The sequence below is a fragment of the Tenacibaculum aquaeponti genome (assembly GCF_057221555.1).
Map to the genome: position 1 here is coordinate 395,391 of NZ_CM170147.1, position 26,003 is coordinate 421,393.

At 27.5% G+C, this 26,003-nt stretch carries 24 protein-coding genes; 21 read left to right on the top strand and 3 right to left on the bottom strand.

What is annotated here, in order from left to right; genetic code table 11:
* Positions 1-2: 2 nt before the first annotated feature.
* The 6 genes from AC2TEO_RS01860 (at position 3) to AC2TEO_RS01885 (ending at position 5,007) form a co-directional block, all read left to right on the top strand.
* Positions 3-467, top strand: coding sequence for an LEA type 2 family protein (locus tag AC2TEO_RS01860; protein WP_442266479.1), 465 nt, complete (start codon positions 3-5; stop codon positions 465-467).
* A 10-nt stretch (positions 468-477) separates the two neighbouring features.
* Complete coding sequence (gene ribD, locus AC2TEO_RS01865) at positions 478-1,515, top strand: bifunctional diaminohydroxyphosphoribosylaminopyrimidine deaminase/5-amino-6-(5-phosphoribosylamino)uracil reductase RibD (RefSeq protein WP_442266480.1); 1,038 nt, start codon at positions 478-480, stop codon at positions 1,513-1,515.
* Positions 1,508-2,119, top strand: coding sequence for an HAD hydrolase-like protein (locus AC2TEO_RS01870; protein ID WP_442266481.1), 612 nt, complete (start codon positions 1,508-1,510; stop codon positions 2,117-2,119). The genes ribD and AC2TEO_RS01870 overlap by 8 nt, the downstream gene beginning before the upstream one ends.
* Positions 2,116-2,982, top strand: coding sequence for a GRP family sugar transporter (locus tag AC2TEO_RS01875; RefSeq protein WP_442266482.1), 867 nt, complete (start codon positions 2,116-2,118; stop codon positions 2,980-2,982). The genes AC2TEO_RS01870 and AC2TEO_RS01875 overlap by 4 nt, the downstream gene beginning before the upstream one ends.
* A 4-nt stretch (positions 2,983-2,986) precedes the next feature.
* The gene (locus AC2TEO_RS01880; protein WP_442266483.1) at positions 2,987-3,592 is read left to right on the top strand and encodes an IMPACT family protein; all 606 of its coding nucleotides are present in this window, start codon (positions 2,987-2,989) and stop codon (positions 3,590-3,592) included.
* A 68-nt stretch (positions 3,593-3,660) separates the two neighbouring features.
* On the top strand, positions 3,661-5,007 hold the full coding sequence (locus tag AC2TEO_RS01885) for a hypothetical protein (protein WP_442266484.1): 1,347 nt from the start codon (positions 3,661-3,663) through the stop codon (positions 5,005-5,007).
* A gap of 68 nt (positions 5,008-5,075) precedes the next feature.
* Here AC2TEO_RS01885 and AC2TEO_RS01890 read toward each other — a convergent pair whose 3' ends face one another.
* The gene (locus AC2TEO_RS01890; protein ID WP_442266485.1) at positions 5,076-6,245 is read right to left on the bottom strand and encodes a T9SS type A sorting domain-containing protein; all 1,170 of its coding nucleotides are present in this window, start codon (positions 6,243-6,245) and stop codon (positions 5,076-5,078) included.
* Between the two features lie 381 nt (positions 6,246-6,626).
* On the opposite strand from AC2TEO_RS01890, the gene rpsA reads away from it, so the two are divergent.
* The 9 genes from rpsA to AC2TEO_RS01935 all read left to right on the top strand — a co-directional run bounded on the left by rpsA (position 6,627) and on the right by AC2TEO_RS01935 (position 16,180).
* Positions 6,627-8,399, top strand: coding sequence for a 30S ribosomal protein S1 (gene rpsA, locus AC2TEO_RS01895; protein WP_442266486.1), 1,773 nt, complete (start codon positions 6,627-6,629; stop codon positions 8,397-8,399).
* A gap of 137 nt (positions 8,400-8,536) precedes the next feature.
* Positions 8,537-8,980, top strand: a complete 444-nt coding sequence (locus AC2TEO_RS01900; protein ID WP_442266487.1) for a hypothetical protein — start codon at positions 8,537-8,539, stop codon at positions 8,978-8,980.
* Between the two features lie 103 nt (positions 8,981-9,083).
* Positions 9,084-10,472, top strand: a complete 1,389-nt coding sequence (gene glmM, locus AC2TEO_RS01905; protein WP_442266488.1) for a phosphoglucosamine mutase — start codon at positions 9,084-9,086, stop codon at positions 10,470-10,472.
* A 110-nt stretch (positions 10,473-10,582) separates the two neighbouring features.
* Entirely contained in the window at positions 10,583-12,067 is a 1,485-nt protein-coding gene (locus AC2TEO_RS01910; RefSeq protein WP_442266489.1) for an aminotransferase class V-fold PLP-dependent enzyme, read from the top strand.
* Between the two features lies 1 nt (position 12,068).
* A complete protein-coding gene (locus AC2TEO_RS01915) occupies positions 12,069-13,124 on the top strand; it encodes a M14 family zinc carboxypeptidase (protein WP_442266490.1) in 1,056 nt (351 codons plus the stop codon).
* 94 nt (positions 13,125-13,218) lie between these two features.
* Positions 13,219-13,698 carry an Lrp/AsnC family transcriptional regulator gene (locus AC2TEO_RS01920; protein WP_442266491.1) on the top strand — a complete coding sequence of 160 codons (480 nt, stop codon included), beginning with the start codon at positions 13,219-13,221 and terminating at the stop codon, positions 13,696-13,698.
* 111 nt (positions 13,699-13,809) lie between these two features.
* Positions 13,810-14,907, top strand: a complete 1,098-nt coding sequence (locus AC2TEO_RS01925) for a redoxin family protein (protein WP_442266492.1) — start codon at positions 13,810-13,812, stop codon at positions 14,905-14,907.
* Entirely contained in the window at positions 14,907-15,605 is a 699-nt protein-coding gene (locus AC2TEO_RS01930; RefSeq protein ID WP_442266493.1) for a pseudouridine synthase, read from the top strand. Before AC2TEO_RS01925 ends, AC2TEO_RS01930 begins: the two co-directional genes overlap by 1 nt.
* 197 nt (positions 15,606-15,802) lie before the next feature.
* Positions 15,803-16,180 (top strand): hypothetical protein, encoded by a 378-nt coding sequence (locus AC2TEO_RS01935; RefSeq protein WP_442266494.1) that lies wholly within the window; start codon positions 15,803-15,805, stop codon positions 16,178-16,180.
* A gap of 154 nt (positions 16,181-16,334) precedes the next feature.
* On the opposite strand, the gene AC2TEO_RS01940 is transcribed toward AC2TEO_RS01935, so the two are convergent.
* Complete coding sequence (locus tag AC2TEO_RS01940; RefSeq protein WP_442266495.1) at positions 16,335-18,347, bottom strand: sensor histidine kinase; 2,013 nt, start codon at positions 18,345-18,347, stop codon at positions 16,335-16,337.
* 257 nt (positions 18,348-18,604) lie between these two features.
* Between AC2TEO_RS01940 and AC2TEO_RS01945 the strand changes: the two genes are divergently transcribed.
* The 4 genes from AC2TEO_RS01945 to AC2TEO_RS01960 are packed head-to-tail and all read left to right on the top strand — an operon-like array spanning position 18,605 to position 21,661.
* Entirely contained in the window at positions 18,605-19,021 is a 417-nt protein-coding gene (locus tag AC2TEO_RS01945) for an ABA4-like family protein (RefSeq protein ID WP_442266496.1), read from the top strand.
* Between the two features lie 2 nt (positions 19,022-19,023).
* Entirely contained in the window at positions 19,024-19,827 is an 804-nt protein-coding gene (locus tag AC2TEO_RS01950; protein ID WP_442266497.1) for a hypothetical protein, read from the top strand.
* A 3-nt stretch (positions 19,828-19,830) separates the two neighbouring features.
* Positions 19,831-20,901, top strand: a complete 1,071-nt coding sequence (locus AC2TEO_RS01955) for a sensor histidine kinase (RefSeq protein ID WP_442266498.1) — start codon at positions 19,831-19,833, stop codon at positions 20,899-20,901.
* Between the two features lie 4 nt (positions 20,902-20,905).
* Positions 20,906-21,661, top strand: a complete 756-nt coding sequence (locus tag AC2TEO_RS01960) for a LytR/AlgR family response regulator transcription factor (protein ID WP_442266499.1) — start codon at positions 20,906-20,908, stop codon at positions 21,659-21,661.
* Between the two features lie 5 nt (positions 21,662-21,666).
* Here AC2TEO_RS01960 and AC2TEO_RS01965 read toward each other — a convergent pair whose 3' ends face one another.
* Positions 21,667-22,575, bottom strand: coding sequence for a LamG-like jellyroll fold domain-containing protein (locus AC2TEO_RS01965; protein WP_442266500.1), 909 nt, complete (start codon positions 22,573-22,575; stop codon positions 21,667-21,669).
* A 180-nt stretch (positions 22,576-22,755) separates the two neighbouring features.
* On the opposite strand from AC2TEO_RS01965, the gene AC2TEO_RS01970 reads away from it, so the two are divergent.
* Positions 22,756-24,390 carry a hypothetical protein gene (locus tag AC2TEO_RS01970; protein ID WP_442266501.1) on the top strand — a complete coding sequence of 545 codons (1,635 nt, stop codon included), beginning with the start codon at positions 22,756-22,758 and terminating at the stop codon, positions 24,388-24,390.
* Between the two features lie 478 nt (positions 24,391-24,868).
* Complete coding sequence (locus tag AC2TEO_RS01975) at positions 24,869-25,996, top strand: methionine aminotransferase (protein WP_442266502.1); 1,128 nt, start codon at positions 24,869-24,871, stop codon at positions 25,994-25,996.
* Positions 25,997-26,003 lie beyond the last annotated feature (7 nt).

Here is a 26,003-nt window from a genome sequence, read left to right on the forward strand (position 1 = left end):
AAATGAAGAATTTAATTTATTTTATAGCTATATGTTTCTTATTGGTGAATTGTTCAGTAAAAAAGAAACCTACCTTTATTAAAGTAGACGACATTAAGTTCTTATCATTAAAATCAGATACTGTAAGATTACAAGCCAAAGCTTATTTTAAAAATGAAAATGATGTAGGAGGGAAGTTAGCTACAGATGAGATTAAAGTTATTATTAGTGGTGAAGAAGTAGCACAAGTATCTTCGGAAGAGTTTAAAGTTCCTGCTAACGAAGAATTTTTTATACCATTAAATGTTGTTGTGCCGGCTAATAAGATTTTCAATGATAAAAAAAATGGAATTTTAGGAGGAATTCTTAGTTCTTTAATAAACAATAATTTGAAAGTTCAATTCAAAGGAGTTATTAAATATAAAGTATTAGGTTTTTCAAATTCTTACGTTGTTGATAAAACTGAAGAAGTTAAAATTAAGTTTTAATACAATTACATTGAATTACGATAAAAAATATATGGCTAGATGCCTTGAGTTAGCCAAAAACGGAACTGGAACTGCAAGACCAAATCCTTCTGTAGGTGCTGTAATTGTTCATAATGATAAAATTATTGGAGAAGGGTTTACAGATTCGTATGGTGGACCACATGCAGAAGTAAATGCTGTAAACTCGGTTAAAGATGAATCTTTGCTAAAAGAAGCTACAATTTATGTGACTTTAGAGCCTTGTTCACATCATGGAAAAACACCACCTTGTGCAGATTTAATTGTTAGAAAACAAATTCCAAATGTTGTTATTGGAACTGTAGATACTAACAGTTTAGTTTTTGGAGAAGGAATAAAACGTTTAAAAAAAGCAGGTTGTAACGTAAAAGTTGGAGTTTTAGAAGAAGAATGTAAACAACATCATAAACGTTTTTTTACCGTTCAAAATAAACAAAGACCTTACATAATTTTAAAATGGGCAGAAACTAGCAATGGTTTTATAGCTCCAAAAAATAAGGAAAAACAAGAACCAGTTTGGATTTCCAATACTTATGCTAAACAACTAGTACATAAATGGAGAAGTGAAGAACATGCGATTTTGGTAGGAACCAATACAGTTCTAGCGGATAATCCAAAATTAAATGTAAGAAGTTGGAGCGGAAATAACCCTACAAGAATTGTGTTAGATAAATCACTTAGAATTCCAAATGACTCAAGTGTTATAGACGGAAGTATTCCAACTATAATTTTAACAGAAAAAGAAGAAGGTACTAAAGAAAATATCATATTCGAACGTATTGATTTTTCAAAAGAATTAGCATTTCAAATTTGTGGAGTTTTATCAAAACATAAAATTCAATCAGTAATTATTGAAGGAGGAACACAAACTTTACAAAGTTTCATAGATGATAATTTATGGGATGAAGCTAGAGTTTTTATAGGGGATGTTAGTTTTTCTGAAGGTATAAAAGCACCTGTTTTAAATAGCTTCTTATCAAAACAAGAAACAATAAAAAATAACACATTAAAGTATTTTTTTAATGATTAAAAATATCATTTTCGATTTTGGTGATGTATTCATTAATCTCGATAAACAAGCTACTTATGTAGCATTAGCCAAATTAGGTGTAAATGAAGTTTCAGAATCTATGATGCAAGTATATTATGATTATGAAATGGGATTAATGGCAACTGATGAATTTGTTGATTATTTTCATAATGAATTCAAGATAGATAAAGAATCTTTAATCGATGCTTGGAATGCTATTTTATTAGATTTTCCATTACATAGGCTTAATTTTTTAAAAGAATTAGCAGATTCAAAAAAGTACCGTTTGTTTTTGCTAAGTAACACAAATGATTTACATATTTCTTGGATTCAAAAGAATTGGGGAGATGAATTATATAAAGAGTTTAAATCTTGTTACGAACAATTCTATTTATCTCATGAAATTAATTTGAGAAAACCTAACAAAAATATTTATGAATTTGTTTTAAATGAAAACCAATTAGTTGCAGAAGAAACATTCTTTATTGATGATACTAAAGAGAACACTGATGCTGTTAAGAATTTAGGAATTAAAGCTTGGAATATAGATCCTACTAGTGAAGATATTGTAGATTTGTTTTCGAGAGAGGAATTTAGCGTATGATTTATTTAGTTTTAAGCATTTTAATATCGAGCAGTTTATATGTGATTTTTAAACTTTTCGAGAGATTTAAGGTAGATACATTTCAAGCTATAGTAGTAAACTATATTGTAGCTTTTTCAATAGGATATTTATATTCTCCTGTAAAATTACCAATACAAGAAATTCCTAGTCAATCTTGGTTTTTAGGAGCCTGTTTTTTAGGTTTTTTATTTATTACCATTTTCAATTTAATGGCTTTAACTTCACAAAGAAATGGACTTTCAGTAGCATCTGTATCTGGAAGAATGGCTGTTGTTATTCCAATTATTTTTGGTGTTATTTTATACAACGAAAGTGTAACGATTGTAAAGGTAATTGGTATACTTTTAGCTTTGGTGGCTGTATATTTAACATCTGTTAAAGAAAATAGTAAAACGATAGAAGGTAGTTCTTTACTTTTTCCTGTTCTTTTATTTTTAGGATCAGGAGCTATAGATACTTTACTTAAGTTTACTGAAGTTAATCATGTTTCTTCTGAGAATGTATCTATTTTTTCAGCTTCTATATTCGGAATCGCTTTTGTTTTAGGTATAATATATTTTTTGTATCAATTACTTTTTCAAAATGGAAAAAATATAAATATTAAAAATATTATAGCAGGAATTGCATTAGGTGTTCCAAATTATTTTTCGATTGAATTTTTAATTCGAGCACTTAAAATAGAAGGCTTTGATAGCGCTATACTTTTTACAATCAATAATGTGAGTATAGTGTTGTTAACTACAATTGCTGGCTTATTTCTTTTTAAAGAAAAATTAGAAGATAGGAATTGGATTGGAATTGCCATAGCTGTTTTTAGTATCATTTTAATTACAATGGTTTAATTTTATGGAAAAAGATACCTACAAAACAATAATTAAACCATCTGAAGAAACTTTATTTAAAGACAGAAATAGTAAGTTTTTCGGTTACGCTTTTCCTGTTCAAACCGAAGATGATGTAAAAAAATACTTAGAAGAAGTAAAAAAGAAACATCACACAGCAAGACATCATTGTTATGCTTGGCAATTAGGAACAGAAAACATTAGGTTTAGAGTAAATGATGATGGTGAACCAAATAATTCTGCTGGTCAGCCCATTTATGGTCAGATACAAGCATTTGAAGTAACAAATGTTCTTATAGTTTCTGTTCGTTATTTTGGTGGAGTAAAACTTGGAGTAGGAGGATTAATTAATGCCTACAGAACTTCCGCTCAATTGGCTTTAGAAGCTTCAGAAATTATAGAAAAAACTATCGATGTACATTTTAAGTTAAAATTCGGATATGATTTAATGAATAAAGTTCAACGAGTTATTAAAGAAAAGAACTTAGATATTTTAAACCAAAAGTTAGAATTAGATTGTGAGTATGTGATTTCTGTTCGAAAAAAAGATTCAGAACATATCTTTAATACTTTTCAAAGTATATATAAATTAGAAATTTCAGAAATATAATATAACCTCCAAAAAATAGTTTAAATAGTATTCAGTAATACCTTTTACTATTTCTCATTCATTTCCCTATGCATAAAAGATATTTACTCTTATTACTTTTTTGTTGTATTAATAATCTTATATATTCTCAAAATTATTTATACGATACAGAGCAGTTCGGTATAAAAGGTGCAACTTTAGGTGGTTCAGTAATTGCTGGAGCAGATGATGAAAGCATGACTTTTTATAATCCAGCTGCAATTCATAAAGCTCCTTCTCAAGTAAGTATTTCGTTGTTTCAACCAGCTATACGAAGTTTCGGGTTTGATAATTTTTGGGGAGGAAATGAAACTAGCCAATTAAATACAAATTTCGGATTAAGACCTTCTTTAATCTCTTTTAAAGTAAATATAAAAGGTTTTGATATTGCTTTCATAAAGATTAGTAAAAGTGTTCTTACAGATAATTTTAGTGCTAAAAGAGAAACTACAAATGGAAATGATTTAACTACTCAATTTTTTGAGTATAAGTATACAGGAGAAGATAGTTGGTTTGGAGCAGGAACTAGTTTTAAAATAGGACCTAAAACTCATTTAGGTGTAAGTCAATTCTTAACTGTAGCCGATTTTAGTTATAGTAACAATATTCTAATAGAGCAATTTGATATGACCAACAATATGGCTATATCGAATAGTTATTTTAATTCTCAGCAGAATAGTAACTATGGTGATATTGGTTTTGTTACAAAATTTGGTTTTTTATATGATTCAAAAAATCATGATTTTGGTGTTACAATAACTACCCCTAAATATTTAAGATTGAATAGTAATGGTGAGTTTACTAGTACTTTTGTAAATATTGACAACACTACTAATGATTCTGTTCAGATTATTGATAATGATATAGATACAGAAATTAAAACACCTTGGGAATTTTCTCTAGGTTATAGTTATTTGTTTGAAACAGGAAGTAAAATTTGGGCTACAGCAAGTTATTATTCTAGTATTTCTGAATATGAAATGGGAATTATTGAATCTGTTAACAATAATGCTTCATGGGTAAATGGTAGTGAAGGGGTTTTTAATGTAGGAGTTGGATATTCAAGAAAAATAAGTAATAAAGTAGAGCTTTCCGGAGGTTTAAGAACGAATAATTTCGCCTACAGAAATAGACAATCTGTAAATAATGAGCTTAGAAATACAATTTTAGATGGAAATCATATTCATTTTGTTGTAGGAAGTAAGTTCGAATTCAGAAGACATAATGTTTTAATAGGTGTTGATTGGGGAACTCTAGTTGAAGCTCCCGGAGAAGGGAATTTTCAATTCTTAAATAATATTGGAAGATTAAGTCCTAATTTAAAAGGATTGAAAAAAAATAACATCAATGTGTTGTTAACATATCGATTTATTATTGATGAACTAATTAAGCTATAAAATTACTTTTAATTGAATTAAACACCCTTCTTCATTTGAAGATAGGTGTTTATTGTTTTTGAATTAGTTTATTTAAAATTTAAAAGAATTTTTTTAGTAATTTCTTCTTTCTCACTTTTAATAACTACAATGTAAACTCCCGAAGAAACAGGTTTTTTGTTGATGATTATTTTAGAGTTATTTAAGTTTAAATTAATATTCTCTAATTGATTAATTAATTCTCCTTTCATAGAATAAAGTTTAATCAAAATGTTTTCTTGAAAGTTATTGTTTTTTAATTCTAAAATAACTTTATTTTCTTTAGTGAAGATGTTAAAGTTATTATTCAATAAATCATCTTTAATGCTTAATGTTTCTTTATCTAGCTTATATATGTCTCCGTAATAGGAAAAAGCGTAGCCGTAATCCTCTCTTATAATTATTTCAGATATAGATTTGTCAGCTTCAAAATCTTTTTCAAATGTTGGGTTAATATTAGCATCCTTATAATTGATTATCTTATAAATGTACTTGTTTTCTCTATTGTAAGCATATAAAATTTTATTATCAAAACTAGCTATAGAGGTAAATTCTTGGTTGTTTTGATAAATTCTTTGATAGGAAACTTTATTTTCTGGTATTCTAAATATAGCTCCTTCAGTACCGCTAGGATAACCAGAATCACCATAATCGTATATACCTGTAAAAACATTATTTTGTGCATCTAAATCAATCACAGAATAACTTTCAACAGAACCAGATGTAGGCATATCAAAAGATTTTATCCAATCTCTTCCGTAATTACTTGTTTTATATATTTTCTTATCCGCAGTCCCAATACCTTTACCTGTTGATTTATCTATTTTAAAATCTCTTAAAGAAAATGAAGAGTTTTTGTTCCAAGTAGCGCCTCCATCTGATGTGTTAATAATAGCTTCATTAGTTATAATGAATCCATTATTTGTGTCTTCAAAGAAGATTTTATAAGCTCTTGTACCACAAGAACTACACAAAGAAATTTTCTTAATGGTCCATGATTCTCCTCCATTATTTGTAGAACCAAAATAAATTTCACCAGATTTATCGTTTACAAAATATCCATTTTTTATATCAACAAAATCAAAACTAAAAAAAGAGCTTCTTTCGTCATAAATTTCACTCCAAGTTAATCCTCCATCTTTAGAATGATGTATTCTTCTTTTAAAAGGGTATCCATGAAAAGATGATATGTAAACATTGTTTTTATCTATAACTTTCATGCTTTCTATATTTATAATCCCTTTTTCAGATAAATCAATAACTTTCTTCCAATTAATTTGTGAGTAAGATAGATTTGAAAATATAAAGTATAGCAAAAAAGATAGTAGTATTTTTTTTATAGTTCTTTTTTTAGCAATGATACAAAAATATTTAATATTAGTATCTTGATTTTATATGTTTTTCATATTAAATAAAATAACAACTTAAAATAAAAAAAGAAATTAAAATAGGTTAACTCATTAATAATCCGTAAATTTGCACGCCTTTTTACGGTAACAGATTATTAAAAAGGTTGAAAATTATATTTATAAGTTTAATCTCTCTTTGAGTTATTGCCGTTAAAAATCTGAATAACAAAAAGATACAAAATTATTTCAGACATGTCTGAAGAAACAAAAAAGACAGTTGATCCAACTGTAGACCCAGCACAATTTTTAGCAACTTTTAACTGGCATAAATACGAAGAAGGTATTGATGAAGTTGATGAGTCTAAATTAAAAGAATTCGAACAAGCATTAGAAGGAACTGTTGGTTTCGTAAACGAGCGTGATGTAATTGAAGGTGAAGTTGTACGTGTAACAGATCGTGATGCAATTATTGATATTAACTCTAAATCTGAAGGAGTTATTTCTTTAAATGAATTCCGTTATAACCCAAATTTAGCTGTTGGTGATAAAGTAGAAGTATTAGTTGACAAAAGAGAAGATTCTTCTGGTCAATTAGTATTATCTCACAAAAAAGCTCGTGTGATTAAAGCATGGGATAGAGTTAATAATGCACACGAAACTGGAGAAATCGTTAATGGTTTTGTTAAGTGTAGAACTCGTGGTGGTATGATCGTAGATGTATTTGGTATTGAAGCTTTCTTACCAGGTTCTCAAATCGATGTTAAACCTATCCGTGATTACGATCAGTATGTTGAAAAAACTATGGAATTCAAAGTTGTTAAAATCAACCACGAATTTAAGAATGTAGTAGTTTCTCATAAAGCATTAATTGAAGCTGATTTAGAAGATCAAAAACGTGAAATCATTGGTCAATTAGAGAAAGGACAAGTATTAGAAGGAGTTGTTAAGAATGTAACTTCTTATGGTGTATTTGTTGACTTAGGAGGTGTTGATGGATTAATTCACATTACTGATTTATCTTGGTCTCGTATCAACCACCCAAGTGAAGTTGTTGAATTAGATCAAAAATTAAACGTTGTAATCTTAGATTTTGATGATAACAAATCTAGAATTCAATTAGGATTAAAACAATTATCTGCTCACCCATGGGACGCTTTAGATGGAGGATTAAAAGTAGGAGATAAAGTAAAAGGTAAAGTAGTTGTATTAGCTGACTATGGTGCGTTTGTAGAAGTAGAAGATGGAGTAGAAGGATTAATCCACGTATCTGAAATGTCTTGGTCTACACACTTACGTTCTGCTCAAGATTTTGTGCAAGTTGGAGACGAAGTTGAAGCTCAAATTTTAACTTTAGATAGAGATGAGCGTAAGATGTCTTTAGGTATGAAGCAATTACACCCAGACCCTTGGACAGATATCACTAATAAATTCCCTGTTGGTTCTCAACACGAAGGAACTGTACGCAATTACACTAACTTTGGTGTATTCGTAGAGTTAGAAGAAGGAATTGATGGATTAGTTTACATTTCTGATTTATCTTGGACTAAGAAAGTTAAGCACCCATCTGAGTTTGTAACTGTAGGTGATAAATTAGCTGTTCAAGTATTAGAATTAGATGTAGAGAACCGTAAGTTAAACTTAGGTCATAAGCAAACTCAAGATAACCCTTGGGATGCTCACGAAGCTAAGTATGCTATCGGATCTAAATTCGAAGGTACTATAACAAACAAGAATGACAAAGGAGCTACTGTAACTTTTGAAGATGGTATTGAAGCATTTGCACCATCTCGTTTCTTAGAAAAAGAAGACGGTAGTAAATTAGCTAAAGGAGATACTGTAGAGTTTATGGTAACTGAATTTAGTAAAGAGTATCGTAAGATTGTTGTTTCTCACACTTCTATCTTCAGAGAAGAAGAGCAAAGAAATGTGAAAGCAGCAGCTAAGAAAGCTCAAGAATCTGAAAAAACTACTTTAGGTGATATCGGAGGATTAGCTGAATTAAAGAGAAAAATGGAAGGAAAATAATTCTTGATTCTATTTAATAAAATCAAAACCACTACAAAAATGTAGTGGTTTTTTGTTTTTGAAATGTATAACTTGGTTTAAATTATACTTTGGTACTATATTTGTCGTTAAGAGTATCAAATTTAAAAATCTAAAAAATGAAAAAAATTTTATGCATTGTTGCTTTCGTAGCTTTTGCTTTTAATGGATTAGCACAAGATGGAAAATTAAGGATAGGTGCAAATATTGGTTTTACAACTGGAGGAAATAACTCTGAATTCGTTATTGGAGCAGATGTAGATTATTTATTTAACACAGAAAACAAAAGATTTGAAATAGGTGCTGCATCAGGTTTATTTGTAACAACAGAATCTAATGGAATTGTTTTACCTTTAGCTTTTGCAGGTAGATTTAACGCTACAGACAAGATAAATTTAGGTGTTGATACAGGTTATGGTATTGGAATGAATAATGCTAACAACGGTTTTTATTTTAGACCTATTTTTGAATATAAATTTGCTAGTAACATGGCTTTAAGAGCTTCCTATACAGGTGTAGGAGGTGGAGGGTATTTAAATGCTGGAATTATGTTCAATTTATAAGTATAACCCTTATCAAAACAAATAAAAAAAACACTGTTTATTCAGTGTTTTTTTTTGCTTAGAATTTAGATGTTTATATTTGTTGAAAACTGGAAAACAAAATATGACATTAATCAAATCCATTTCAGGAATTAGAGGTACCATTGGGGGAAATACAGGAGATAATTTAACTCCTATAGATGCAGTAAAATTTGCTGCTGCCTACGGAACCTTTATAAAAAATAAGAATAAAGAAAAAAGAGATATAAAAATTATAATAGGTAGAGATGCAAGAATTTCTGGTAAAATGATCAGTGGTTTAGTATCAGATACTTTAATTGGTTTGGGAATAAATGTTGTTGATTTAGGCTTATCAACTACACCTACAGTAGAAATTGCTGTACCTATAGAAAAAGCTGATGGAGGAATTATTTTAACAGCTTCACATAATCCAAAACAATGGAATGCTTTAAAATTGTTAAATGAGAAAGGAGAGTTCCTTAATGGTGAAGATGGTAAACAAATTTTAGAAATAGCGGATAATGATGATTTTGATTTTGCTGATGTAGATGATTTAGGGATTTACAAGAAAAAGAAAAACTATATCAAAAAACATATTAAGGAAGTATTAAAACTTCCTTTAGTTGATAAAAAAGCGATTAAAAAAGCGAAATTTAAAGTTGTTGTAGACGGTGTAAATTCAACAGGAGGTATTGCAATTCCTGCTTTATTAAAAGAATTAAGAGTTAAGTGTATAGAATTATATTGTGAACCTAATGGAAAATTCCCTCATAATCCTGAACCTTTAAAAGAACACTTAACAGATATTTCTGAGTTAGTAGTAAAAAAGAAGGCTGATTTAGGTATTGTTGTTGATCCAGATGTAGATCGTTTAGCCTTAATTTGTGAGGATGGTTCAATGTTTGGAGAAGAATATACTTTAGTAGCTTGTGCCGATTATGTTTTAAGTAAAAATAAAGGTGGAAATACCGTTTCTAATTTATCTTCATCTAGAGCATTAAGAGATATTACAGAATTTCATGGAGGAGTTTATACAGCAAGTGCTGTAGGTGAAGTAAATGTAGTTCAAATGATGAAAGATACAAATACTATAATAGGAGGAGAAGGTAATGGAGGGATCATTTATCCAGATTCTCATTATGGTAGAGATTCATTAGTTGGTGTAGCCTTATTTTTATCTCATTTAGCTCATAAGAAAATTTCATGTAGAGCTTTACGTGATAGCTATCCTAATTATTTTATGAGTAAAAATAAAATCCAATTAACTCCTGAGATCGATGTAGATAAAATCTTAGTAACAATGGCCGATAAATATAAAAATGAAGATGTAAATACTATCGATGGAGTAAAAATAGATTTTCCTAAAGAATGGATACATTTAAGAAAATCTAATACTGAGCCAATTATTAGAATTTATACTGAAGCTATGTCTCAAGAAAAAGCAGATGATTTGGCAGAACGTTTTATAAAAGAAATAAAAGAAATAATTTAATTTGAATCCCGCATAAGTGCGGGATTTTTTATTACCATACAAATTTAGTAGGATTGTTAAATATTGAATAAGAAATTTAACAATTAAAAAAAAATGTAGAAATTCGTATTATGAAGAGTAATGAAACTTTGACTTTAGAGCAGTATTTTCAAAAATTTAGAGATAATATAATTGGTATAGATCAAAAGTTTATAACACCTTATGGTGAAAAAAAACTTTTATATACTGATTGGACTGCAAGCGGACGTTTGTATAGGCCAATTGAAAATAAATTAATTAATGAGTTTGGTCCTTTTGTAGCTAATACGCATACAGAAACATCTACTTCTGGTGCAGCAATGACTTTAGCTTATCACGAAGCTCGTAATATTATTAAACGCCATGTAAATGCTTCTTCAGAAGATGTTTTAATTACTGAAGGTTCAGGTATGACAGGTGTTGTAAATAAGTTTCAACGTATTTTAGGTTTAAAAGTTTCTGAAAACTTAAGAGAACACACTACAATTCCAGATGAGAAAAGACCTATAGTTTTTGTTAGTCATATGGAACATCACTCAAATCAAACTTCATGGATTGAGACTATTGCAGATGTAGAAGTCGTTCCTTGTAATAACGAAGGATTGGTTTGCCTTGAGATGTTTGAAAAAGTAATTCAAAAGTATGAAGACAGACCTATAAAAATTGCTTCAATTATTGGAGGCTCTAATGTTACAGGTATAAAAACAGATTATCATAAAGTAGCTGCTTTAATTCATAAGTATAATGGTTTATGTTTCGTAGATTTTGCTTGTTCTGCTCCTTATGTAGATATTAACATGCATCCTGAAAATGAAGATGAATATTTAGATGCAATTTTCTTTTCTCCGCATAAGTTTTTAGGTGGGCCAGGAAGTTCTGGTGTATTAATTTTTAATAAAAAATTATATAAAAATGTTATTCCGGATAATCCAGGAGGAGGAACAGTAACTTATACAAATCCTTGGGGAGAACATGATTATATTGATGATGTTGAAACTAGAGAAGATGGTGGAACTCCTGCATTTTTACAAACAATCCGTATTGCTTTGTCGATGCAACTTAAGGATCAAATGGGAACAGCCAATATAAAATCTAGAGAAGATGAAATTAATGAAGTAATGTTTAATTGCTTAGAAAAACTAGATGGAGTACATATTTTAGCACCTAACCATAAAGATAGATTAAGTATTTTTTCTTTCTATTTCGAAAAATATCATTTTAATTTAGTTGTAAAATTATTAAACGATCGTTTTGGAATTCAAACAAGAGGAGGGTGTTCTTGTGCTGGAACTTACGGACATTTTTTATTGAATGTAGATCGTGAAACTTCTAAATCTATTGAACATCAAATTTTAGAAGGATGTAATATAGAAAAACCAGGTTGGATTCGTCTATCTATTCACCCAACAATTACAACTCAAGAATTAGAATTCATTTGTAATTCATTACAAGAATTATCACAGAATATTGAAAATTGGTCTAAAGATTATACTTATGATCCTATCAAAAATGATTATGTACATAATTCTGTAGCACCAATTGAAAAAGAACTAGTTAAAAATTGGTTTTCAATTTAATATGAATACAAGTATTACGATATCTTTTTTAGAAGAAATTTATCCAAAAATAAAAGAAGATAAATTATTTGGTAAATGGATTACACTTTCTGATATAGAACCTTTAGTTTCCTCTTTAAATAAAAATCTTTTTCAATTAGATTTACTAGGAAAATCTGAACAGAATAGAAATATTTTTAAATTGAAATTAGGCAATGGAAGAAAAAAAATAATGATTTGGAGTCAAATGCATGGTAACGAAAGTACCGGCACCAAAGCACTATTTGATTTATTTAATTTTTTTGAATCTTATTCCGAACATAATATAGCTAAATCAATTTTAGATAATTGTACTATTACATTTATACCGATGCTAAACCCAGATGGAGCTTTAGCATATACAAGAGTTAATGCTAAAAATATAGATTTAAATCGTGATGCTGTTGATTTACTAGCTTGTGAAAGTAAATTACTTCGTAATACATTAGATATAATTAATCCTAAGTTTTGTTTCAATTTACATGATCAAAGAACTATATTTGGAGTAGAAGGAAAAAACCAACCAGCAACAATTTCCTTTTTGGCTCCATCAGAAGAGGAATCTAGAAAAATTACTTCTGGAAGAAAAGAAACTATGAACGTTATTATCGCAATGAATAATTTATTGCAAAGTATTATACCTAATCAAGTAGGAAGATATACAGATGAGTTTTACCCAACAGCAACTGGTGATAATTTTCAGAAATTAGGTCACAATACAATTCTTATTGAGGCAGGGCACTATAAAGATGATTACAATAGGGAAGAAGTTCGTAAGTTTAATTTCTACTCATTATTGAAGGGATTATTACATATTTCTACATCAGATAATTTTTCTACTTACAAATCTTATTTTGATATACCGAACAATAATAAACAGTTTTTTGACGTAATTCATAGGTATAAAAACAAAGAGGATATAGCTTATCAATATGAAGATAAAATAATAGATAATCAATTCGTTTCTACGTTAAAAAAGCATCAAGAAGGAAATTTAAAAGAGCATATCGGACATAACGAAATCGTTTTCGAATATTAAAATTTTATTAAATGTTTAATTTTTCAAACACAATAGTTCTTGTTTGTTAAAAATAATTCATATTTTTGCCCGATACTATGAATAAAATTAAAAAATGAAGAAATTTGTATTAGACGAAATCGATCATCAAATATTAGATATTTTAATCGAAAATGCTAGAACTCCATTCACTGATATCGCAAAAAAATTATTAGTATCTGCTGGTACTATACATGTTCGTGTTAAGAAAATGGAAGATGAAGGAATTATACAAGGATCTACTTTAACATTAGATTACGAGAAAATGGGTTATGCTTTTATAGCTCATGTAGGTGTTTTCTTAGAAAAAACATCAATGACTCAGCACGTTATCGATAATTTACGTTTAATACCGAATGTAACCGTAGCTTATGTTACAGCAGGAAAATATAATATTTTCTGTAAAGTAAGAGCAAAAGACACTAATGATGCAAAAGATATTATTTACAAAATAGATGAAATTCATGGTGTAAACAGAACAGAAACAATGATTTCTTTAGAAGAAAGTATAAATGATAAAAAGCGTATGATGCATGCTATTTTTCAAGACTTCTAAATAAAACAACAATATAAAATTAAAGCCATCTATGAACTTGTTTTTTAGATGGTTTTTTGTTTTCAGTAGGTATAAAATTGTAAATTTGTCAATGAATTATTAAAAATAATCATGAGGAAATTTCCAGGTTTCTTATTCATTACTTTTATTATAGTTATTTTCTCATGTAAAAAAGAAAAAAAAAATGGTGATGTAAAGAATGATGAAACTAATTTTAGTTTAGAAGGAAAAATAATGCATAATCACTCGAATATTGTGTATTTATTGGATAAATCTTTTAATAAAATAGATTCAACTTTAATAAGAAATAACTCTTTTATATTTAACAGAAATGTTTTTAAGCAAGAGTTATTTTATTTAAATATCAACCAAATTTCATATCCTTTTATTATAGATTCTACCAGGTTTGTAGCTGTTTTAGATAAGTTTGAAGCTAAGATAATAGGCGGAAAATTAAATACATTACTTAATAATTATCGTTTTAAAAGCAATCAAATTAACAATTTAATCTCTGCTTATTATTCAAAATATGAATTTAAAGACATTTCATTAAGAACTCTTTTAAAAAGCATCGATTCCTTACAAAAAAATAAAAGCAAGGAAACTATGAATTTTATAATTAAAAATAAAAATAATATTTTATCTGAAATTGTTTTTAAAGAATCTAAAATGTCCTCATCAGAAGCTATACAATTAAATCATAAAATAATCAATTCAACAAATCAGAATTTATTAAACTCTATTCAAAAAAGAGTGAAACAAATGAAATTGTTAGAACTAGAAAAAAGTATTTCTAGAAGAAAAGTAGCTCCTAATTTTTTTGCTGTAAATCTAAGAGGTTCTAAAACAGAACTAAAAAGTTTATTAAAAGGAAGAAAAGCTTTATTGATAGATTTTTGGGCAAGTTGGTGTCCTCCGTGTAGAGCAGCATCACCAGAAATTAAATTTTTATATGAAAAATACTATCCTAAAGGATTTGATGTACTTTCTGTTTCAGAAGATAGATCAGTTTCTGATTGGAAAAATGGAATTTTGATTGATGGTTTAGAAAGTTGGAATCATGTTTACGATGATTATAATAGAGTGTCATCTTTATACGGGGTTAATGCTTTACCTCACATGGTTTTAATAGATCAAAATGGAAAAATTATTAAAAATAAAATATCAATGTCTGAATTAAAGTCAGAATTAAAAAACATTTTTGAATAATGAATGTGGAAATAATTTATGAAGATGAATATTGTATTGTAGTTACAAAACCAAATGATGTGGTTGTTCATCATGCTTATCATTCAAGAAATGTTAGAGAAGAAGATTCTTTATTACAATTATTAAATATCCAATTTCAACAAAAGTTTTATCCAGTTCATAGATTAGACAGAAGAACATCTGGAATTATTTTATTAACGAAAGAAACACAATATGTTTCTAAGTTTCAACAATTATTTACAGAAAATAATATTCAAAAAAAATATTTAGGTGTTGTTAGAGGTTTTTCTCCAGAAACTAAAATTATAGATTCTCCTGTTAAAGGAAAAGATAGCAAAGTTTATAAAGAAGCAGAAACACATTTAAAAACATTACAAAATGTTATTTTAAATGTTCCTGTAAAACCATATGATACTTCTAGATACAGTTTAGTTGAGTTATTACCTAAAACAGGACGTTTACATCAATTAAGAATTCATATGAATAAAATTAGCCATCCTCTCATTGGCGATGGTAAATATGGAGACAAAAATCATAATGCCATGTTTGAAGAAAATTTTAACTGGAAGAATTTATTCTTACATGCTATTTCTTTAGAATTTGAACATCCTTTTACAAAGGAAAAGTTAAACTTAGTATCAAGTTTACCTAAAAATTGGAAAGATTTATTTAATGAATTTAAATGGAATTATAAATAATTCTTACAACTTGAAATTTTGTGTATTTTTTGATAATAGCTTTTAATAAAAATTAAATGAATTAGAAGCTATATCATTAGTAGTATTAGAAAGGGAAGTAAACCTACAAAAAGAATCATTCGTCTATAAATAAATGATTTTTATCATTTAGAAACTTATATTGGATAGGTAATTTTACCAAAACAACTAATTTCTAAATGATATACGCAACTAAGTTTAATAATGAGTTAACTCCATGGTCTACTAACGATTATATTAATTTTGGTGATTATTTTCTTAGAAATAATGATTATTTACCACCATTAACTGTTAAAGAATATAAACATGTTTTTTCTTTAAAATTAGTTTTTACTGGTTCTTGTAAATGGAGATTTAGAGTGTATTGGGAAGACAATCTACTTGTAATTTGTGGAGAAAAAGAAAAAAATAAGACAAGTTTAAATCAAATAAGGCCTATTCAGGCTTTCAAACGTATCATAATAGTACCGAAAAATATAAAGCTTAATAATAAAATTGATTACGAATTCACTTCATGTCAACTAAAATTTAAACTTTTAAAAAAACATCGAAACTGATTATTATCATATTTATAAACAATTAGTTATTTTATTTTTAAGATATAAATTAATTAAATAAGAGGAAGGGTTTATTAATTTAATTAATTTTAGAGTTCAAAAACTCACTACTTACTGTTAAGCTTCTTTATTTTTGAATAGAGAAGCTTAATTTTTAAACTTTCCAAGTAAAACTAATTTTAGTTCCTTTTCCTATTTCAGAATCAACTGTAATTTCACCATTATTTTCTGAAACTATTTTTTTGACAATAGAGAGACCAACACCAGTGCTTTCTATTGAATCGTTAGTATTTAACTTACTGAAAATTTCAAAAATTTTATTATGATACTGAGGTTCAATTCCTGGTCCATTATCAGAAACAGTGAATATATATTTATCTTTAAATTTTAGAAAGGAGATGTCTATAATAGCTTGTTCTTTATCATTATATTTTATAGAATTACTAATCAAATTTTGAAAAACATGCTCTAATTCAATTTTATTTGTACTAATTTCTATGTTTTCCAATGGAATATTAATAATACTATTATTTTGATAATTAATTACACTTATAACATCATTTAATAAGTCATTCAAACGAAATAATTCCTTTTTTTTATTACCTCTAGATATTTTGGAGTATTCTAATAAACCGTTTATTAAAGCATTCATTTTTGAAATTCTTTCTTTTAGTAAATTAAAATGACTTTTAGCATTATCATCTAAAGTTGTATCTAAATCCTCTTCAATAAATGAAACTAATGAATGCATGGCTATAAGAGGAGCTTTTAAATCGTGAGATACAATATGATTAAAACTATCTAACTCTTTATTGAAATTTTTTAATTGTTTTAAATTTTCTTTCAATTTTAAATTTATATCAGACAATTGTTCCGACTTTTTAGTAATTTCTATCTTTTGCTGTAAAGCAAGTATTGTTGACTTTTCTAATTGTTCAAAAGAGTTAGAAAAACGAAGCATTAAAAGCATAGATAAAAGAAGAAAAACAGATACATAGCCAAAGTTTACATAAACAACTGCATTATCATTGTTTCCTAAAAAAACAAAAATATGAATATAAAAAACTATTGAGCCAAGTAATGTGCTTGCTAACATTAAAATAGAATCATGTAATTTACCAGATAACATTGTTCTTATAATAATGTAGGTAACATAGATTAAATTAATAATCATTAAAAATAAAAATGGAATTACTAACTGAGTGAAATATGGTGCTGGTAATAAAACTACAATAATGATTAGTAGTAAATTAACGTATTTTAATACTTTTTCATAATATCTATGAACATTACCTTTGAAAATGACTGAAAAAAATAGACTAGAACTAGCCCCAGCAACAAATAACGATATATATTCTATTTTAGTTAAGAAACTCCAGTTAATTGTTTTAAAAATTTCAGCTAATGGAGCATAACGATCACTAAGAGCCATATAAGCCAAAGAAATGCAAGCAATACCTAAATATAAAATGGCTTTATCTTTGTTCCAGTACAATAAGAAAAATATAATAAAAAAAGTGCCTATAAAACCTAAACAGCCTATAAAAAGCATATCCGCTACAATTCTTTTAGATTTTACATTATTTAAATGACGACTTGTTCCTAGTTTCAAAGGTTTATTTATCCCTCCTTTAATATGATAAAAGTTAGCAACTTGAATAACAATTTCAAAGTCAACTTCATGAGTGTTTAGAGGAATAATTTGGGTGTGCCTTCTGTGTAATGTTTTCTCTTTTGTTACAGAAACTTTTCCTATTTCAGAAATCAATTTACCATTTATCCATAATTTGGAAGAAGCATAAGCTGCAGGTATGTATAATGATAGATTTGGAGAGTCTTTAGAAACATGAAATTTTAGACGATATGTTGCATATCCAAATGATGGTAGTTTTTTTTTATTAAATGTAAAATTGGTCCAGTTTTTAAGTGAAACTAAAGAGGATAATTTATAATTATCAAAATTCCCAGGTTCAATTAATTCTAACCAGTAAAATTCCCAATTAGATTTAAGATCAATTTCAGGTTTGTTTTCAAAAGATATGTTTTTTAAATCAATTATATGATCTTTCTGTTCCTCTAATCCATAAGTATAAAAAGAGAAAAAGGTTAAAATGATAGATAAATAAAGCCATTTATGGTATAGCTGTTTTATATATCTCTTAGCCATTAGGGAAACTTTATTTTTTTCACAACTACATAATAATTCCAATTTACCAAATTAGTTAATATATGTGACTTTTAAAAAGATAAAGTAATATTTAATAAATATTGCTTAAAGTATTTAATACACTTTGTAGTTATAGTTTTATATTGAATATGAATGGGAATTATAACAATTCAATATTAATTAACGATGATTCAAAAGAAATGAATTCATCTATTTAAACTATGATTAGATATTTGACGTATCAAAAACAATTTATTATGATACCATCAGATATATTTTCTATTTCCGGCATGTTAGCTATGTTAATGTGGAGTTTAATGATTTTCTTACCTAAATGGAAGGTAACAAGAATTTTAATAGATTTTAAAATCATTCCTTTACTATTATCGATAATTTATATGATTTACATATTTATTTCTATAAGACAAGGAGGAATGATGGATTTTGGAAGTTTGACTTCTGTAATGAAATTATTTACAGTAGAAAATGCAGTTCTTGCAGGATGGATACATTATTTAGCTTTCGATCTTGTTGTTGGAATGTGGATGTTAGATCAAAATAAAGAACTAAAAATTCATCCAGTAATATTGGCTCCATGTCTGTTTGGAACATTTATGCTTGGACCAATTGGTTTTCTTTTATTCACAATTATAAAATCAATTAAAAAAGCATAATTATGAAAAAGTATTTAACACATGTTTTAAGTACAGTAAAGAAAGAAAGTCCGGTACTTTATAGTATTGTTTTAGCGCATTTAATTTTTGTTATGGTAGCTATAGTTGGGCTTTTAATTGATAATAGAGTTTTAATGGGAGTAAATGTTTGGATAAAACCTTTAAAATTCTTGATTTCTGGAGCAATTTATATTTTAACTTTTGGATATTTCATGTCATTATATCCTTTTTCAAAAAGAAAAAAAAGTATACTTAATAATATTGTTTCGTGGACTTTGCTAATTGAAATAGGAATTATTGTAGCACAAGGAATAAGAGGAGTTAAGTCACATTATAATCAATCTTCTTTATTAGATGGTTTGTTATTCGCTGCAATGGGAATTTTTGTTGCTATTAATGTTTTAATAATGATATTTTTCATTTTTGAAACAACTAGATTAAAACTTAAAGTTGAAAAATCAATTCAATGGGCAATATTAATGGGATGGATTATTATTGTTGCTGGAAGTTGGGTTGGTGGACAAATGATTAGTCAATTAGCACATAATGTTGGAGTAGCAGATGGAGGAGAAGGTTTACCATTAGTAAATTGGAGTACAATTGCTGGTGATTTAAGAGTAGCGCATTTTTTTGGTTTGCATGGCTTACAAATAATTCCTTTATTCGCATTCATACTTTCTAAAAAATGGAAAACAACAGATCGTAATAAAATTATTGTTGTTACTGTTTTCGGATTGTTATATGCTTTGTGGATTGCTTTTACGTTTTATCAAGCTAAACAAGGATTACCATTTATACGATTATAAATTATGAAATTGTTCGATAAAGAAAAACGTGTACTGTATTTAGGTTTTGATGACCTTTGGTTTAGTATTATAGGGATTGTTATTATAAGTTTTGTTACAAGCTTCCTTTTTAATGATATGTCATTTAATAATCCAATAATTATTTTATTGATAAGGTGGAGTTCTTCACTTTTTTTTACAATTTTTGATTGGTTAGTTATTAGAAGTATACTAATTTTTTTAAGAAAGAAATTCCCTGATTTTAAAGATGATACCAAACGGATAATAATACTTTTCATAGCAATTATTGCAGTGATTTTAATTGTAGATCTTTTCGGAAATAAATTTTTAACATTTTTCTTTAGTCTTTTTGGAATGCACTCCACATATGCTATGAATTTTAAAGTTCTTTTACCCATTATAATTATAGTCGTTATGGATATGGCTATTTATGAAGCTATTTATTATAATGTTCGTTTAAAGAAATCTATACGAGAAGAGGAACAAACGAAACAAGTTATGATTCAGGCTCAATTAGATACATTAACAAATCAAGCTAAACCTCATTTCTTATTTAATAGTTTAAATACATTACGAGATATTATAGAAGTGGAAGATAAAGAAGATGCAAAATTATTTGTAGATAAATTATCTGATGTTTATCGTTTTATTTTAGAATCTGGTAATTCTAATTTATTACAGCTTCATGAAGAATTGAAATTTGTTAAATCTTACATTCATATTCAAAAAGAACGATTTGGCGATAACTTAATTATTGAATGGGATATTTCAGAAGATAAACTATCAACTATGATTATTCCTATGAGTTTGCAACTTTTAATTGAAAATGCAATAAAACATAATATAGTTTCAAAAGCTAAACCTTTAATAGTTTCTGTAAAAACCAAAGAAAATCAGTTAATTGTGAGTAATAAAATTCAAAAAAAATCTACGCAATTACCTTCAACCAAAATCGGATTAAAAAATATCACAAAACGTTACAGTTTAGTATCTGATAAAGCCATAGAGATTAATAACGATGGAGAATTTTTCACTGTAATTCTACCTTTATTAAAAATAGATGATCAAAAATAAAACTATGAAAATATTAATTATTGAAGATGAACCACGTGCAGCAAGACAATTAGAGAACTTATTAAATAAAACTTCTTTTAATTACGAATTGTTAGATGTTATTGATACTGTTGAAGACACTGTTGTTTGGTTTACAGAGAACTCTGATCCAGATTTAGTATTTATGGATATTCAATTGGCGGATGGTTTGAGTTTTGAAATTTTTCAGAAAATAGAAATTGAAGCTCCTATAATTTTTACTACCGCTTTCGATCAATATGCTATTCAGGCATTTAAAGTAAATAGCGTAGATTATCTTTTAAAACCAGTACAACAAGAAGATTTAGAAACGGCATTAAATAAGTTTCAAAAGTCTAATACAAATTCTAATAATTTGTCTTCTGATGTTTTGAAAGAGTTATTAGGAAGTCTACAAACTCCACAGGAAAGAGCCGGAATTTTAGTCAAAGAAGGAAATAGTTTTGTACAAATTAGAATATCAGAACTTTTGTACGTGTATTCTCAAGATAGTATAACGTTTGGTGTAACTAATACAAAACGATATATTATAGATGAGACTATCGATCAATTATTTAATTCTTTAGATCAAACTAAATTTTATAAGATAAATAGAGGACAAATAGTCTCAAAATTTTCAATTCTAAAGATAGATCCTTATTTCAATCACCGTGTAAAATTAGTTTTATCTAATCCTAGAGATCAGGAATTTATTGTGAGCAGACAAAAAACAAGTGATTTTAAATCTTGGATGAATTCTTAATTCCTTTAGTTTAAAATGGTTTGAACTCCATTTTCTAAGTTATACAACGTTTTGATTTCTTTATCTGTTAAACTTCTATTGAAAATAGATAGTTCATCAAAAAGACCGATATAACCTAATCCTAAATAAATATTCGATTTAGATACATCCCATGTAAAAGGAGTGTCAATTTGTTTACGTGTTCCTTTAAGTTCTCCATTAATATATAGAGAAGCTTTTCCTTCTTTTGTATTTAAATCAGAAAAGTTAATTAAAATATGAGTCCATTTCCCAGTTTCAAAAGGTGGGTTTTTTACTCCAGTTAATCTTTTATTGAAAATAGGATTTTCGTTATCTGGTCCTTCAGGATTTGGATTCCAAACTTCTCGATCACCAATAACTCCTAATCTAAAATCACGCGGATTTTCCTTAGTAAAATCAACCCAAATAGCAGCATCATTATAACTAACATCTGTAATTTGAATCGGATCACAATAACCTGGTTTTAAATCAGTCGCTGGATCTAAACTTAACCAAAAAGAAACAGCTCCATTCCAATTTTCAGTATTATAATTAATGTTCTTTTCACTAGGGTAATAAATATTACCAGAACTACGTTCTGTGAATACTAAACCTGCTCCGTATTTTCCTTTTCCGTCTTGTCTTGTTATATCAGGTTTATGCAATCCAACTTTAGCAGAATCTACAGCTTTTCTATTCGGTACAGTATACATTTTTTTATCTCCAAGTGCAAAATCTGCTTCAATGCCATTATCAAAAGAACTATAAAAAGTTAGTGCAGCTTTTAAATCTGTTTTAGTAGTATCTTTTTCTACAACTTTTTTTTCTTTTTGTTCTTGTTTACAAGAAAATAATATTAGTGTTACACTAGCTGCAGCTATTAACTGTTTTAAGTTTAATGTAGATAAATTCATGATATATTGATTTGATAAATGAAAACATTTCTGCAATGTAAAGTTATGAATCTATTTTAAAATCTTATGTAACTGTGACATTTCAAGTTTAAAAAACTACAATTCAATAGAAACTAATGTCTTAAAGTTCAAAATTAAAGAATATTTGTGGTGTAATTATCTCTTTAAAAAATTATTACCATGAAAAAAATATTCTATATACTATCAATATTTATTGTAGTACAACTATCGGCTCAAAAGATTTTACCTGCTGAAGATTGGAGAAATGATCTTAAATTTTTACAACATAAAATTCATAAAGATTATGCTTCATTATTTGTTAAAACCACGGAAACAGACTTTGATGCAAAGATTGAAAAATTACACCAAGATATTCCAAATCTACAAGAGCACGAGATCATTGTTAGGATGACTGAAATTATAGCTTCTTTTGAATACGGACATACAGGGATATATTTTGGGTTAAATCCCATGAAATTTCATTCTTTTCCTTTCAATCTTTATGAATATAATGACGGAATTTTTATTGAAGGAGTTTCTAAAGCATATAAAAAAGCATTGGGTGCTAAAGTGTTAAAAATCAACAATGTTGATATATCAGATGCTTTAGAGAAGATCAAACCTGTTGTAAATTCAGAGAATAGTCAATATTTTAAAGCTTACGGAATTAATTATTTAACAATTGCTGAAGTATTACATGCAAAAAGGATTACAGATACACTTCAAAAAACTATAGAACTTACTTTAGAAAAAAATGGAAAAGTGTTTCAAATGGAATTTAATGCACTTCCAAAAGGAGAAACCGTACCTAAAAAATATAGTCATATACAACAAAATGAAGATTGGTTAACCGCTAGAGGTCAAAATTCAACACCTTTGTATTTAAAACATTTGGATAAAGTTTATTATCAAGAATATTTACCCAAGCATAAAGCTGTGTATGTTAGACACAGTAAAATTAGAGACGATAAATCTGTAAATACAGAAAACTTTTACAGAGGAGTTTTTGATTTTATAGAAAATAATGAAGTAGAAAAGTTAGTGATTGATTTACGATTAAATGGGGGAGGAAATAACTATTTAAACAAACCGATAATTAAAGAAATAATAAGATCTAATAAAATTAATAAAGTTGGAAATTTATATGTAATTATTGGTAGAAGAACATTTTCTGCTTGCCAGAATTTAGTAAACGAATTAGACAATTATACGAACGTAATTTTTGTAGGTGAACCAACTGCTGAAAACGTAAATTTTTGGGGAGATGCACGTCCAGAAATACTTCCAAATAGTAAAATACCAGTGTATTTATCATTTGCTTGGTGGCAAGATAAACCAGCTTGGGAAAACGAAGAATGGATTGCTCCACAAATTCCAGTCACAATGAGTTTCAAAGATTATATTACAAATCAAGATCCTGTATTACAAGCAGCATTAACTTTTAAAGCAGAAAATTTTATTCATAAACCAATGGATCATATAAGAAATTTATACGATACTAATCAATTAGAAAAATTAGCCACTGAAATTCCTAAAATGATACAAGACCCGAAATATTCATTTTTCGATTTCGAATCAGAATTAATAAAGTCTGGAAATCAAGTGTCTAATTATAACCCGCAAGCATCTGTTCAAATTTTTTCTTTTGTAACTCATTTATTTCCGAATTCAGTTAAAGCACTACAAGGTTTAGGAGAAAACTATATAAAACTAGGTTCTAAAAAAGAAGGAATAGAAATTTTACAAAAAGTAATAGCTATTGATAAAAATGGAGAAGTAGCAAAACAAGCAAAAAAACTATTAGAAAATATTTAACTCTATCTACTATTTTAAGAGATAAGCTTCAGTAAATTTTTATAATGTGACTTTAAATTTTTTTTATTGTCTAAATAAATGTGTTTTGATTGCTATTGGGGGATATGTAATGGATAAACACTAGTGGAGAAAATCTCAAACTTGAGGTTTTCTTCGCTTTACAATTATAAAATTCATACATCAAAAAAACAGTGTTTTTCCTGTTTTGTTTAACTTTAAGTTAAAAAAAGTTTAACTAAATTTGTTAATATCGTGATAAAGGTAGCATTAGCTTCATTATTAATATGTTACCATAGGTTTTCCAATTTATTTCACTATTGTTTGTTTTGGGGGAAATAACCAATAGTGTTACAAAACCTAGAAGATTATAAGAACTTCCGAAAAGATGGAAGTTCTTTTTTATTTATAAAAATTATGTAAAATAAAATTCAAGTTTCATTATCAATGTGGTATTTTCGTGTAAACAGATAGAATTTTTATGTCTAAATTACCTAATGTTACTTCAAGTATATTCTCTGTAATGTCGCAATTGGCGAATCAACATCATGCTATTAATTTATCTCAAGGATTTCCAAACTTCCCTGTAGATGAAAAATTATTGCAAATATCAGAACGTTTGTTAACAACAAATATTCATCAATATACACCTATGATTGGTTTACCAGCTTTACTTAAAAAAGTAGCTTTTCTTACTGAGAAAAATTATCAAAGAAAGGTAGATATACAATCAGAAATGTTAATTACTTCTGGAGCTACTCAAGGAATTTACACAACAATTAATGCTTTAGTAAAAAATGGAGATGAAGTAATTATTTTAGATCCTAGTTATGATAGTTATGTACCATCTGTTAAAGTAGCTGGAGGTCTACCAGTTAGAGTATCTTTAAATGAAGATTACTCTCCTAATTTTAATAAAATAGCAGCAGCAATTACTTCTAAAACTAAATTAATCATTATAAACAATCCTCATAATCCAACAGGAAAAATATGGAATGAAACTGATTTTACAGATTTTGAGGCTTTATTAGATTTGCACCCTAAAATCAATTTATTGAGTGATGAAGTTTATGAATATATTTCTTTTAAGCACCAACATATATCGGTTAACAACAGACCTAAACTAATTAATAGATCTATTATTGTTTCTTCTTTTGGAAAATCTTTGCACGTTACAGGTTGGAAAGTAGGGTATTTGATAGCTCCTGAAAACTTAATGAAAGAGATAAAAAAAATACATCAATTTCTAGTTTTTAGTGTAAATAGTATAGCACAACATGCAATTTCTGAATATTTAGATATTGTAAATTTTGAAAATATAGCTAAAATGTATGCTAAAAAGAAAGAGTTATTTCAAGAACAGTTAAAACATAGCAGATTTGAAATTTTACCTTCAGAAGGAACTTATTTTCAACTCGTAAATTATAAAAATATTAGCACCAAAAATGATGTCGATTTTGCAAAGGAATTAATTGTTAAGCATGGAGTAGCAGCAATACCAATCTCTGTATTTTATAAAAGTCCATCAAACAAATGTATACTGAGATTTTGTTTTGCAAAAACAGATACTACTTTAATTGAATCAGGTAAAAAACTAATTCAAGTATAGTTGTTGT